The organism is Flavobacterium sp. MDT1-60, assembly GCF_014844035.1.
Lineage (GTDB): Bacteria > Bacteroidota > Bacteroidia > Flavobacteriales > Flavobacteriaceae > Flavobacterium.
This window is the reverse complement of sequence record NZ_CP062159.1, coordinates 3,838,188-3,852,261: the sequence shown is the minus strand read 5'-3', so window position 1 is coordinate 3,852,261 and position 14,074 is coordinate 3,838,188. Positions and strand designations below refer to the sequence as shown.

Annotated in this window: 11 protein-coding genes; 4 read left to right on the top strand and 7 right to left on the bottom strand. The window is 34.4% G+C overall.

From position 1 onward, the window contains the following. Positions 1–29: 29 nt before the first annotated feature. Entirely contained in the window at positions 30–719 is a 690-nt protein-coding gene (locus tag IHE43_RS16060) for a two pore domain potassium channel family protein (RefSeq protein WP_192184837.1), read from the top strand. Between the two features lie 45 nt (positions 720–764). Beyond that, positions 765–1,865, top strand: coding sequence for an AI-2E family transporter (locus IHE43_RS16055; protein WP_192184836.1), 1,101 nt, complete (start codon positions 765–767; stop codon positions 1,863–1,865). A gap of 89 nt (positions 1,866–1,954) precedes the next feature. On the opposite strand, the gene IHE43_RS16050 is transcribed toward IHE43_RS16055, so the two are convergent. From IHE43_RS16050 to IHE43_RS16025, 6 genes are all read right to left on the bottom strand, one after another. Further along, the gene (locus IHE43_RS16050; RefSeq protein ID WP_192184835.1) at positions 1,955–3,424 is read right to left on the bottom strand and encodes a glycoside hydrolase family 130 protein; all 1,470 of its coding nucleotides are present in this window, start codon (positions 3,422–3,424) and stop codon (positions 1,955–1,957) included. A gap of 438 nt (positions 3,425–3,862) precedes the next feature. Then, positions 3,863–4,459 (bottom strand): hypothetical protein, encoded by a 597-nt coding sequence (locus IHE43_RS16045; RefSeq protein ID WP_192184834.1) that lies wholly within the window; start codon positions 4,457–4,459, stop codon positions 3,863–3,865. Between the two features lie 307 nt (positions 4,460–4,766). Then, on the bottom strand, positions 4,767–5,327 hold the full coding sequence (locus tag IHE43_RS16040) for a ferritin-like domain-containing protein (protein WP_192184833.1): 561 nt from the start codon (positions 5,325–5,327) through the stop codon (positions 4,767–4,769). Positions 5,328–5,345: 18 nt separating this feature from the next. After that, positions 5,346–7,487, bottom strand: a complete 2,142-nt coding sequence (locus IHE43_RS16035; protein WP_192184832.1) for a catalase — start codon at positions 7,485–7,487, stop codon at positions 5,346–5,348. 183 nt (positions 7,488–7,670) lie between these two features. Beyond that, positions 7,671–8,327, bottom strand: a complete 657-nt coding sequence (locus IHE43_RS16030) for a DUF6766 family protein (protein WP_192184831.1) — start codon at positions 8,325–8,327, stop codon at positions 7,671–7,673. Between the two features lie 109 nt (positions 8,328–8,436). Then, the gene (locus IHE43_RS16025; protein WP_192184830.1) at positions 8,437–9,486 is read right to left on the bottom strand and encodes a glycoside hydrolase family 130 protein; all 1,050 of its coding nucleotides are present in this window, start codon (positions 9,484–9,486) and stop codon (positions 8,437–8,439) included. Positions 9,487–9,803: 317 nt separating this feature from the next. On the opposite strand from IHE43_RS16025, the gene IHE43_RS16020 reads away from it, so the two are divergent. Continuing rightward, positions 9,804–10,166 carry a BlaI/MecI/CopY family transcriptional regulator gene (locus IHE43_RS16020; RefSeq protein ID WP_056184902.1) on the top strand — a complete coding sequence of 121 codons (363 nt, stop codon included), beginning with the start codon at positions 9,804–9,806 and terminating at the stop codon, positions 10,164–10,166. Beyond that, positions 10,163–12,184, top strand: a complete 2,022-nt coding sequence (locus tag IHE43_RS16015) for a M56 family metallopeptidase (RefSeq protein WP_192184829.1) — start codon at positions 10,163–10,165, stop codon at positions 12,182–12,184. The genes IHE43_RS16020 and IHE43_RS16015 overlap by 4 nt, the downstream gene beginning before the upstream one ends. Before the next feature lie 82 nt (positions 12,185–12,266). On the opposite strand, the gene IHE43_RS16010 is transcribed toward IHE43_RS16015, so the two are convergent. Then, positions 12,267–13,808 (bottom strand): hypothetical protein, encoded by a 1,542-nt coding sequence (locus tag IHE43_RS16010; RefSeq protein WP_192184828.1) that lies wholly within the window; start codon positions 13,806–13,808, stop codon positions 12,267–12,269. Positions 13,809–14,074: the final 266 nt, after the last annotated feature.

Genomic DNA, 14,074 nt, shown 5'->3' with positions numbered 1-14,074 from the left:
CAAATCTTGTTTAATTAACAATTGAAGTTATGATGAAACTAAAAAAAGATCGCTTTTTATATCGTTTATGGACTCAGGAAAGTGGGCTTAGCATCATGTTATTATTGCTTTGTATTATGCATTTTGTTGTGATTCCGTTATTTGGCAGTTATACTCGTTTTATGATAGTTGTCAATATTTTTTGGATGTTATTTATTATTGCAGGAATTATTTCATTGGCAAGAAATAAAAGACAAGTGCTGCGTATTTCTGTTATTCCATTTCTTTTTTTAATGGTTCAATGGATTGATTTTTTTCAGACAAATGTCATTGTTGTATTTGCAGATCTCTTTTTTTCTATTGCTATAATGTTACTTTTAATCGGATTGGTTTTGGTCAAAGTATTAGAGCCAGGGCCAGTCACGGCTTATCGTATAATAGGTTCTATTGTCGTTTACATGCTATTGGTGAATCTTTGGTGTACGGTGTATTTATTCCTTTTTAAACATATAGAAGGTTCTTTTCAGATAGCAGTTTCTCCATTTGAAATTAGTAGTGATCAGGCCAATTTTATGTATTTCAGTTACATCACGATTACCTCGACTGGCTATGGGGAAATTGTACCACTTCATCCTCTGGCTCGTTCTCTGGTTCAGATGGAGGTATTGACGGGAGTTTTGTATCCGGTAATCTTAATAGGAAGATTGGTTTCTGACGCCAACTTCTCCTTAAAAAAATAATGAACAAACCTATAAAACCAATTATTTATCTAAAACAAAATAAAAATGGAAAATTCGAATGTGAATAAACGGAAAGAACTCTTTGACACTATTTTGCAGTTATTTTTTATCTTTTTAGTTGTCGGTTTTTGTCTAAAATTGCTGATGCCTTTTTTTATGCCCATTCTTTGGGCAGTAATATTATCTGTAGCGTTTTATCCTTTATTTAATTTTCTGCAAAGAATATTAAAAGGACGAAAAACTTTGGCAGCTGTAATTATTACAATTACAATTATAGCGGTAATGTTATTGCCTGTTGTTTATGCTTTGAAAGCAGCAACATCTAATTTTTTAGAGTTGAAAAACCAATTTGAGGCCGGAACCCTTAAAGTTAGTCCGCCAGGGCCTTCTATTAAAGAATGGCCTGTAATAGGAAAACCTCTTTATGAGTTTTTGGATTCTGCCTCAACAGATTTGCAACAGAGTGTAATTAAATATCAGGATCAGATAAAGGAATTTTCTACCAAAATTATGGGGAGTATATTGAGTTCAGGAATAGCTTTTTTGCAGTTTATCCTTTCGGTTATTATTGCGGGAGTTTTGTTGGTCTCGCCGGGAGCAAAGAATTTGTTTATGAAATTTCTAAAAAAGATTGCAGGAAACAAAGCTGACGAAATAATGACGATCTCAGTTTCTACTATTTATCAGGTTGTAAAAGGAATTTTGGGAGTAGCTATTATTCAGACTCTCATTCAGGCTTTTGGGTTGTTTTTAGCCGATATTCCATATGCAGGAATATTAACTTTGATTTGTCTGGTATTTTCCATTTTGCAGATCGGGCCAATTATCATAAATATCGGCGTAATTGTATATCTTTTTTCTACAGGAGATTCGGGTTATGCAATTGGCTGGACCATATTTTTTATCATAAGCGGACTTTCTGATAATGTCCTGAAACCACTTTTATTAGGAAAAGGCGCTTTGGTACCCATGCTTGTGATCTTTTTGGGAGTTATTGGCGGATTTATAATGTCAGGATTTATTGGGTTGTTTGTCGGTCCAATTGTTTTTTCAATTGGGTATAAACTTTTTATTGCCTGGCTGGATGATCATCATTATACAGAGGGCCAACCAGAAATTATTGATCCGGAAACTACTATTGAATAAAATTTATTTCTTATGAATAAATAAAAAAACAAAAATGCCATTTCATATCGAAATGGCATTTGTTTTATAAACTTAAAAAAGCTAAGAATCTATTTACTACTCTTTAAAGCCATTAATAAATCTACTAAATCTACTACTGCATAAGTAGAGGAATAATCAGATACGGCATAAGGTAAAATAAGGCTATTGTTATGAATAATAGCACCACAAGAATAGACCACATTCGGAACATACCCTTCACGTTCGTCTTCCAGAGGTGAAAGTAAAGGTTCTTTTAATCTTCCAATTTCTTTAGACGGGTCATCAAGATCAAATAAGGAAGCTCCAATGCAATAACGTCGCATTGTACCAACACCATGCGTAATAACAAGCCAACCTTCTGTTGTCCATAGTGGTGATCCGCAGTTTCCTATTTGTGTGAATTCCCATGCAAAACGCGGTTCCTGAAGCAGGATAGGAGTATTCCATTGGGTAACCCTGTCAGAATACATAATGTAGTTGTTAACACCATCAATGCGGGAAAGCATCGCATATTTACCTTTTATTTTTCTTGGGAATAATGCCAGATTTTTATTCTGAGCACCGACACCATGTAAAGGCATTACCCGAAAAGTATAAAAATCCTCGGTTGAAATCAGTTTAGGAAGTATAGTGTGACCATTATAAGCGGTGTAAGTGGCCATTACGCGATGAGAATCATCATGATCATCATCAAAACGAACAAAACGGGCATCTTCGATACCCCGGCTTTCAGACTCTGATATCGGAAAAATAACACGTTCTGTGATATCAGAATCATGTTTGAATGACAAATCATAAAAGGAGTTGGCCAGCCAGATTATTTCTTCAAGGGCTGTTCTTCTGTCCTGACTAATTGATGGGTCGCTTAAACTGGTTTTTACCATACTTTTTAAGATAGCATACTCAAATTCATCTGGCAAGTCCTGCATAATTTGGGCGATGTATTTATCATCAGTATGCATCTCATACAATTTCATTAGGAATCGCTCTTTGTTGTACAAGGTTTTGTGTTCGATTTCTGCTTTGTCAATATGGTGTCCAATCTTCATTACCTGAAGGTTGTTGTTTCTATCCAGAATTCCTCTTCTAAAAACAATTGACGAAATATGACCTTCACCCGTTGCTCTAAAAGAAAGAATGACACGTTTTTCTCCCATTTCTAATCCTGTCTGATCAAAATCTTCTATTATTGAGGGATTAAAAATAGCGGCAGATTCAATAGCATATTCCATGGTACAGTAAGAACCTATAAGCATCTTTCGATCTAGGGATATGGCATCATAATCAAGTTGCATCGTTTCGATTACAGGTCTTACTTTTTCGCAATGTTTTAAAAATATGCTTGAAATATTTCGGTGTCGCCTTGCAAATTCACGAAGTGTTTGTTCTAAAGTTTCTAAAACCTGTTTTTCATCCAATATCATTATCCGCATCACCATTTGTTGGGTTCGTTCGTCGCCATTCATAAAATAACGGGCAACGACTCTTTTGGAATCTGGTGTAAATACTATGTTTTTTCTAATGATGGGTACTCGCATATTTTTAGTTTTTGTTAGAATAAAGTCAACACATTTATCTATAACTGATAAAATGACTTCAGCTATTTTACTGTATAATTCTTTTTAGATAAATTTAGAAGCATATCTATTTTGAAATAAGATTAACTGTGTATTAATAGTTTAATACAAGTTAGTGATTTTGCTAACGAAAAAAAACTTAAACTTTTATTAAAAGGCCATTACTTTTCACTTTTCAAATCTATTTTCCTGAAAAAATAAAGTTATAAAGCCTGGTTCTAATAAAGGGGTCTTTCAAATTTACAAAAAAGAATAAAATTATTTGTATAAATATTTGATTTACAATAGAGATCAATTAAAGTATGTTTTTTATAAAAAGGACCAGTCTTAAAAATAAAAATGGGAACAAAGATCTTTTCACTTTGTTCCCATAAATAATTCTGACCGAATATTATACTTTTATTCTTTATACAAAATAATAACCGCTTTGTAACCGGTACCAACATTCCATTGGCTTGACTCGATTACAACTCCTTTATCATCATAAACCTGAAATTCAGCAGTATTTGGTGAAGCAGAACCTTCATTCAAAGCTTCGAAATCAATTTTGTTTATTCCTTTTACCAAATTTATCTTGAATCCCTTATATTCTCCATCCAGTAATACTTGTGGCTCAATCACTTTATCATTCAGATATACTTTAATCTTATCTCCGTCGACAAAAGCAGCATCTCTGTAACGAATTGTTGACGTAAAAGCTTTCGTAACAAAACCTCCTAAATATTCATTTCGTCTATAAAAAATGCCTTCTACATTAGCTTCTTTTTTATAAAGTACATTATTGTTGAAAAGCTCTTCCGGATTAATTTTCAAAACAACCGGCTCTTTTGAAAGAGGCAATGGCTCTTCAGTTGGAGGAGCTTCGGTTGGCGGAATAACTTCTTTATTTTCTGAATTTTTAGGTTGGATTGATTGCTGTTTTCTTTTAAGCTCATCTTGTGCAAATCCATGCAGCGAAATACCAATCATTACAACTAAAAACAAAATCTTTTTCATACTTTTTTATTATTTTAAATACAAGTTAATATTAGATTTAACCTATTAACATAAACATTTAATTCTTTTATTTATTGTCTATATATTGAATTGATTATCAAAAACAGAGCCGTTTTATGCATGTTGCAGTTTATTGATGTTTTGAAAACTATTGATCTTGAAATAATTAGCCAATAGTCCAATGTATTTTGTTGATGAGTTGCTTTTTTTAATGGTTTTCAAATGAAAAGCAGGAATAATAAAAAACATCTGCACTTTTGTACAGATGTTTTTTTAATGAAAGTAAATAACAACAGAATGTCCCGGATTATTCTGCCGCCACCATATTTACACTGTTTAATGCAACATCATTAAGCACACAATCGGCTTCTTTTTCTTCAGCCAGCGTTTGTGTCAATAATTTTGCAACGTCATTTTCTCCAAGTGTTTTTGCAAAGGCACATAAAGTACCATATGACGCAATTTCATAGTGTTCAATTTTTTGCGATGCTGCAATGATACCTGCATCGCGTACAGCTCCCGGAACCGTTTCCTGAAGAATACTGTCTCCTTCTTTAAGGAGCCCGGCCATAGCTTCACACTTTTTTCCTTCCGCACTTTCTCCAAGCAGTTCGAAAATTTTCTCCAATCTTTCTACCTGGTTTTCCGTTACAGTAAGATGTTCTAAAATAGCACTCGTAAGTGTCGCTGATGTAGCGTTGGAAGCCATTTTTGGCAAAGCACTGACAAGTGCATTTTCTGCCCAATAAATATCTTTAAGACTGTCAATAAAGAAATCTTTTAATTCCGAAGCGGCATCGGCAGAAGGCGCTACGATATTATTTTTACTATTTGTATTAACCGGAGTTGTTTTATCTGAATTTTTCATATGATTTATAATTTAGTGTTAGTTGTATAAATTTTCTTCACGTTCCCAAATACGATGGTTGGCCATAGCGTTAATGAAATCGAGTGCAAATGTTTCGGTTGCAGCATCGCTGTATAAAATAATGCCAGAATCATCATTATTAAGTTTAGAAGCAAACGGTGTTTCGCTTAGTATACCAATTGCCTGACCATCGGCACCAATAACCTTACAGTGCTTGTAAGCGTCGTTTAAAAATTCAAGCACATCGTCATTTTGTGCCAAATCATTTAGGCCTTCACTATGTGGAATATAAACGGCGTCAAAAAGTACTGATGATGTAGTTAATAAACTAAAATCGACCGGAATTGCACCACCTTCGTCTGTAACAACAGATCCTAGATTTTTAGCAATTACAAATCCTTTAGCCTCTTCTTTTAGTAATATGTTTTTCATATTCATTACTGAAGCTGCAGAAACACCATCAGCACAAAGTATAGCCACTTTTCTCGATGCAATTGTTGGGGAATTTGTTGGATTTTTGATCATCGAAAGCGCATCAGAAGATTTAACTGATGAATCTATTGAACGTGGTTCCTGATTTCCCATTTCGTTTTCCGGAGAAACCCCCTTGTTTATTGGAGTTTCAAGAATAGGAGGAACTGAAGTACCTAATCCTTCAGCCACTTTTTCTGCTAATTGCATGTCTACCCGAGATAAAAGCCCCAGCATTCTCACTCTAATTGCAACTGTTTCAACTTTTCCAAGTTCAAAACGCAATGCTCTTACAATATGGCTTTTTTCTGTAGGTGTCTGACTGTTGAAGAATAATTTTGCCTGACCAAAATGATCTGCAAAACTTTCGCTTCTTTCCCGCACTTTATGAGCGTCTACACGTTCATTAAAACTTGAAAAACCACCTTCAGCAATTTTTGCCTGGAACGGACATCCTCCACCAAGTGAATTAGGATGGTAACTTACACGGCCTTTGTTAATTTCCTGGCGCATATGTCCATCACGCTGGTTGTTGTGAACCGGTGCAACGCTTCTGTTGATTGGAATTTCGTGAAAATTCGGACTTCCTAATCTTGATAACTGTGTATCGGTGTAAGAGAATAATCTTCCCTGAAGTAACGGATCATTGGTAAAATCAATTCCCGGAACAACATGCCCAGGGTGAAAAGCAACCTGTTCTGTTTCTGCAAAAAAGTTGTCGGGATTTTTGTTCAATACCATTCTACCGATTATTTTCACCGGTACAAGTTCTTCAGGAACAATTTTGGTAGGATCTAGTAAATCAAATTCGTATTTGTGTTCATCTTCCTGTGGAATGATTTGTACACCTAATTCCCATTCAGGAAAATTCCCGTTTTCAATAGCTTCCCATAAATCTTGTCTGTGGAAATCAGGGTTCTTACCTGAAATTTTTAGGGCTTCATCCCAAACTACAGCATGAGTTCCTAATTTTGGTTTCCAGTGAAATTTCACAAAAGTAGATTCATTTGCTTCATTTATTAATCTGAAAGTATGCACTCCAAAACCTTCCATCATTCGATAACTTCTTGGAATCGCACGATCAGACATGGCCCACATAATCATGTGCATGGATTCAGGCATTAGGGAAATGAAGTCCCAAAAGGTATCATGAGCAGACGCTGCCTGCGGAATTTCGTTGTGTGGTTCCGGTTTTACGGCATGAACAAGATCCGGAAATTTTGAGGCATCCTGAATAAAGAATACCGGAATATTATTTCCGACCAAATCGTAAATACCTTCCTGAGTATAAAATTTAACAGCAAAACCTCTTACGTCTCTGGCAAGATCGGTTGAACCTCTAAAACCGGCAACAGTTGAAAATCGGACAAAAACAGGTGTTTTTAATCCGGCTTCTTTTAAAAATCCGGCTTTTGTTAATTCCGGAATTGGGTTTGTCACTTCAAAAAAACCATGAGCTCCTGAACCACGTGCATGTACAATTCTTTCCGGAATTCTTTCATGGTCAAAATGGGTGATTTTTTCTCTTAATATAAAGTCTTCTAGTAGTGAAGGGCCTCTGTCGCCGGATTTCAGCGAATTATTATCGTCATTGATTTTAACACCCTGGTCAGTAGTCAGGAATTTGTTAGTTCCATCAGATTTATTTTGCAATAAATCACGCTGCTTCTCGTCTTGGAAATTTTTCATATACTGTGAATTTTGATTTAATTTTTTGGAGTTTTTAAATAGTTTAACATCGGAATATCAATTGTTTATATGTTTTAATATTCAATGATTCCAAATTTACTTTATGTATTTGCGAACCACTTATAAGATTATTTTTTAAGGTTGTACAATTACCATTAAGTTAAAACATTATTTAATACCCTGTTATTCACCTGTTTCCATATGAGGTGCATTTACAGGTTTGGACTGTGGGGAGCCAATTTGCCTTAAATAAATAGAAAGCATTACGATGGCAAAAACAGAGAGAAATTCGCTTTGCCAGTTTTGAAAAGATTCAAACCAAAATCTGGAATCTCCCATATAATCAGAGACAGATTCTAAAGGCAATCCTTTTAATGCTAATTGCTCATTTTCATCTTTTAAACTTCCATAAAAATGAAGTATAAAAGAAATCACAAATAGCAATAACAAAGAAATAGTGAGGGAATGTTTATAAAGACTTAGTATCCAGCCGCCTTTTTTTACAGGCCAAGGCGCATCTTTTCGGCTAGGAGAAGGTTCTCTGTCGACCTCCTCGTCTTTATCCAGATCTTTGGATTCGGATGAGCCTTTCTGCATTAAAAAAATAGTGAAGACAACAAACATGGCCATTTGTAAAAATTCGCTTTCCCAATTCTCAAAAGTAGATTGAATGAAATGTCCTGAAAGGAAATAGGCAGAAAGATGGATAGCAGCACTGCCTTCTTCTATAAGCTCTTTATTGTGTTCTTCAAATCCAAAAATTATCTGACCAATTAGTGCCGCTATAAAAAGTGCTAAAAAGCAGATACATAAACCGTTGTTGCGTAAATAGTCTTTCATTTTAGTATTTGTTTCTATCAAAATTGACAAATACTAATGAGGAATACTTACATAATTAAATTTAGAAGTTATAAAATTCGTAAACTAAAAACGAGATTTTTGTAAGAGATTAGATCTCCAGGGCTGCTAAAATTTCTTTAATTGAAAAATAGGCACCACACACAAATTCGTCTGCAGCTCCGTAATATACCGTGATTTTATCACCTTCTACAATATGACCATTGGTAAAAACTACATACCCGAAAAAGCCGCTCAATTCATAATTTTCTTTTGGACTCATTATGGGTTCGACTGTACGGGCAATTACTTTTGATGGATCTTCGAGATCCATAAGAAATGCTCCAAGGCAATATTGATGTTCAGCGTTTGCACCATGGTAGATTTCGAGCCATCCTTTATCTGTTTTTATTGGAGCAGCTCCGGCACCAACTCTGGCACTGTCCCAAAGTCCCATTCGTGTACCAACAAGGAATTGATGATTGCCCCAATGAATCCCGTCCGGAGATTCAGCCAGCCAAATATAATTTCCCCCAATCTGCGGGCTGGATGGGCGATGTAAAGCATAAAATTTGCCGTTTATTTTTTCTTCAAAAAGGGCAACATCTTTATTATGCGGAGGAAATATCATGCCCTTTGTTTCAAAATTTTTCCAGTCTTTGGTGGTACGCATTCCAACTCCCACACCGTTGGATGAAACTGCCGTATAAGTAATGTAATACGTATCATCAATATAACTAACTCTGGCATCTTCGATACCAAATTGTTCCAATATTCCGGAACCTACAAGAGAATTAAATCCCTCAGGTGAATAAAAATGAATGCCATCATCGCTGCATAACAGTCGAAGATGGGAGAGTGTGGTTAAATAATCAAGTCCTTTATATTGAATTATTCTGGCATCAGTAGCAACCAAATCAGGATCGTTAAGCGGTATTTCAATAATTTCGATTTTGCCTAAGGCGTTTACCACAGGAAAAAAAATAACACCTTCCTTTTGTGCAATGCTTTCTGCAACCCTTACCAATAGCCATGTTTTTTGTTCGAAAACAAAAACTCCCGGATTCAAAAGACTGATAATTTGTAATTCTTCGCTACTTGCCTGCAAATCTTTAGGCATCAAAAGGGGATTCTCCGGAAATCTTTTTGCAATGTCGCTCATAATTTATTTGTTTAGATTCATTAATAATCCGGTGCAGCGTTAAATGATTTTAAAAAGTAAGGAAACATAAAAATAAGCAATTTTGTGGTTATGTTATTTTATATAATGGGAGTTTAGTTTTGCAAGATTGACATTTCTTTATAAAAAAAAATATAAATTCAATAGGGTTTGTTTTGTTTATAGTGTTGTAAATCAGTTAAGTAATATACTTTACATCCTTCAAATTTGACCTAATTACTAATACATTAGTTAAAATACTAACAAATTAGTTTGTATACTAATTAATTAGTAGTATCTTGCGTCAAAATTTGTAAACGATGATAAAACTAGCGAAAAGAGAAGAACAGATCATGCAGGTGTTTTGGGATTTGAACAAAGCCTTCATAAGAGATATTATTCCATTATTACCAGATCCGAAACCACACTATAATAGTGTTGCCACAATAGTGAAGATATTGGAAGAAAAAGGTTTCCTGAATCACGAAACTGCAGGGAACATGCATTGCTTTTTTCCGGTTATCAGTAGGGAAGAGTACCAGCAGTTTGCGCTAAAGGATATCGTTAGTCAGTATTTTGATAATTCTTACCCTAGAATGCTGGCCTTTTTTGCCAAAGAGCAAAAACTGACAGAAAAGGATTTGGATGAAATAGTAACTATTATTAAAAATGATACCAAATGATACCCTACATTTTATACTCAGCCCTCATTCTTTCTTCCTGTTTGGTATTTTACAAATTGCTTTTGCAGAAAGAAACTTTCTTTCATTTAAACAGGTTTGTACTGCTTTCCTGCATGGTGTTGGCTTTTATTTTGCCTCTAGTTCCTGTTCCTCAGCAATTATCTTTTAGAAAACTTCCTGTAGAGAAATCTGTTATAGAGGTGAAAACTCCGGTGAATACTAGTACAGTTACAACTTTAAAAGAACAACCTGTGCAACCAACTCTTATTGAAGAAACCAAACAATGGATCAATATTGAATCATTTACTCAGTTGCTGGTTTATCTATATTGGTTTGGTGTAATAGTTTTTGCTCTTAACTTTTTGATGCAGGCCATTTTATTGTTTTACAGAGCCTATTCCAAGTCGGTTATTCAGGATGGAAAATTCCGTATTGTTGAAATTACGGGTGATAAAGCGCCTTGTTCTTTTGCCAACAACATTTTTATCAATCCTGAAAAATATGAGTGGGAAACTTACAATCAGATTTTGCTGCATGAAAAAATTCATATTGAGCAAAAACATACCATTGACCTTCTGCTTGCAGAGATGGTTCTTGTTTTTCAGTGGTTCAATCCTTTTGCATGGCAATGGAGAAAAGCTTTAGAAACCAATCTTGAATTCCTGACAGATAATCAAATGCTGCAGCAGGAAACCGTGGAGAAAGAAAGTTATCAATTCAGTCTTCTTAAAGTAGCGGCGCCACAATTCCCTTTGAGTCTTACAACTAATTATAATCAATCATTATTAAAAAAACGAATCATCATGATGAACTCAAAAAAATCAAACGTGCACACCACCTGGAAATATTTTTTCCTCGTGCCAATTATGGTGCTGTTTGCCTGCCTTTTTAATCAACCGGCAGCGCAAAGTCAAACCCTGGCTTCCAAAGAAAAAGAAGAGAAACAAGAAAAGCATTCAAACATTCAGAGCGGAATGGAAACAGAAGGAAATTGGTTTGCTACAATAAAAGGCACTACCGTAAATGTTCAATTTAAAAGCGACGAGAATGATAATTCTAACAGTACTTTTCAGTTGAATGAATTTAAGGACCTTCCGAGAGACAAACAAGGTACTTTTACATTGACCCGCGAAGCCGGAACTATGACTTTCATTGGTAAATTCGAAGGCGACAAAGGAATGGGAACCTATAAATTTACGGCCAACAAAGACTATAGTACAGCGATGCATAAAGAAGGAATTGATCTTAAAGACGATGAAGATCTTATGGTTTTCTTTATGATTAACGTCAAACAATCTTATGTGCAAATGCTCAAGAAAAAGGGCTACAACAATCTGGACAAAGATCAGGTTATTCCCTTGGCTGCTTTAGATGTAAACGAAGCTTATATTACTTCAATTAAACAAGCAATTCCTGATATTGATTTAGATAATCTGGTTCCTTTTAAATCATTGGGAATAGACAAAGCCTACATTGAAGAGATTCGTAAATCTGGTTACAAAGATCTTAGTCCCGGTAATATTATTGCATTAAAATCTCAGGGAATTGATGCGAAATATATTAAGGATTTTCACAGTTCTGTTAACTCGAAAAAGAATAACAAAGATGCAGATGATGCAGATGATGCGGACGACGATGTTATTGCATTTAAATCATTAAACATTGATCAGGCCTTTATTGATTCTTTCAAAAAAATAGGCTATAATGATCTTTCGAACGATGATTTGATGGCTTTGAAATCATTAAATGTAACGCCTGAATATATAAATAGTTTTGAGAAAGCAGGTTATAAAAACATCAAAACAGAAGATTTATTTGCTTTGAAATCTCTAAATGTAACTCCTGAATTAATAGTACAATATAAAGATCTTGGTTTTAATGATTTGGATCTGAATGATGTAGTGGGAGCAAAAGCAGTTGGTGCGACACCTTCTTTTATTAAATCGATGAAAGGAAAAGGGCATGATTTTAAAAGTTTAGATAAATACATTTCATTAAAAGCCGTTCTGGGCAATTAAATATAAAATAACGCAAGTTGTAAGACTAAAAAAAGCCCAAACCGAAAGGAATGGGCTTTTTGCATATATATTCAGTTGACTTCTAATTATCGCAAAACGCGCCAATTTGCTTTAAATGTCTTTCAGTTTGGTATTTATTGAAGTTGTCCCATTTTGGTGCAACAGTTATTTTTTGCCCGTACATCGCATCAAGGCAAATGTTGTTGTCTTTGTACTTATCGTGTAAAACAGACAGAATTTTAAAGAAAAATTCGTCAAGCATTGTGATGGCCTCAAATTCAGATTTTAAAACGTTATAATTGTCATCTGACGGATTCAATAATTGCAATAAATCTAAAACTTCTTTCTTTTCCTCTTCAGTAATTTCAGTTGCATAACCCATTTTCAGCGTTTTAAAAACTAAATTATTCCAGGCTTTGCTGTCATGACCCCATTGAACATCAGGAAGGTTTAAAGAATGCTCACAAATCAAAATAATTGAAAAAAGTACATCATTTAAATATTCTGCAGGAAACTCATCAAAACTTCTGAATTCAAAACCGCTTTGGTACATTTTTTCCTGATTAAAATCAAGACCTACTTCTGAAAGCATTTCATATTCCATTTCAGTTTCAATCTGATCGCGCCACCAAATGTTTTCTTCCTTTTCAAATTTTAGCAGTTTTCTAAAATTATCTACGTTATAGGTTAGAATTTTACCTTTTGGCATTGCTTTATTGTACGTTCCTACGCCTATGTATCGTGACATTGCATTTCGCATCGAACCCAAAGTGAATTTTTTGTCCAGACTGTATTTGTCGCTGATCACGCCCATAATATCCGGACTTCCAAGAGTGGCAATAAAGAAAGGTTCAAACCATTGCAATAAGTAAATAGCGTTGGCGTGTGTTTTTTCAAAATCATTGTAATCTACAATTCGGCTGTCTTCAGTTAAAGAAGGCAATGTAATATGAAAATGGTATGTTCCGTTATTAAACAAAACCAGGTTTTCCTGATTCGTCATGAACATATTCAGGCCATTGTTATAATCAGGAAAATTTAATTTTCCGTTTAATACAGATGATTCATTTATTTTATCCAGAAATAGTTTTTTCGTTGCTTTTAGTTCCTTGCAAGAATCAGCTATTGTTCTATTTTCAAAATACTTTGTTACAAATTCGATAGAATCACCATCAAAATGTACGGAACCCATCGTTTTGTTTCTTTGGGTAATCATACTCTGAATGTTGTATGGCTGATCTTCAAGGAAAATTTCCATAATTGATTTTCCTAAATAGTCAGGATTCTCAATTGGTTCTGCGATCACTTCACCATTTTCTGTATCTACTAATGGTTTTATTGGTGATAATGTTTTGTGTTGATAATTAATATCGAGTTTTTCCAGCGAATGACTGTTCATCATTCGGCTCACTTTATAATTTTCTTTTGAGTTAAAAGCTTTTTTCAAAACAGAAGCCAGGCTTTCTGGTTTGTAGCATTTTCTATAATCGATGCTGTATTTTTCAAAACCAATTTTCTCTTGTATAAACGCACCAGAAACTATTAAGGATTCCTCAAATTGCATATAGGTTTCGTTTTCTAATCCAATTCCCCAATAATATTTTTTTGTCTGATTGTCTTTCATTTATACTAATTTTCTTTTATGGTTATTGTAATTTATAAAGTTGTTTTTTATTCAGAAACACAGATCTTAAGGATTCAAAACCAGAGACAAAAAATCGTTAACGGATAGCAGAATTGTCGCCTCCATTCAAAAAGTTTTAGTATCCTTTTAAAATTTTAGAAATGTATGTTTTAGTTTCAGGAATTTTGCACTTGTATCAACTGAATGACTGATGAAAAAGTAAAATTTTATAAAGGGGCTTATAAAACTATAATGATCATTAATTA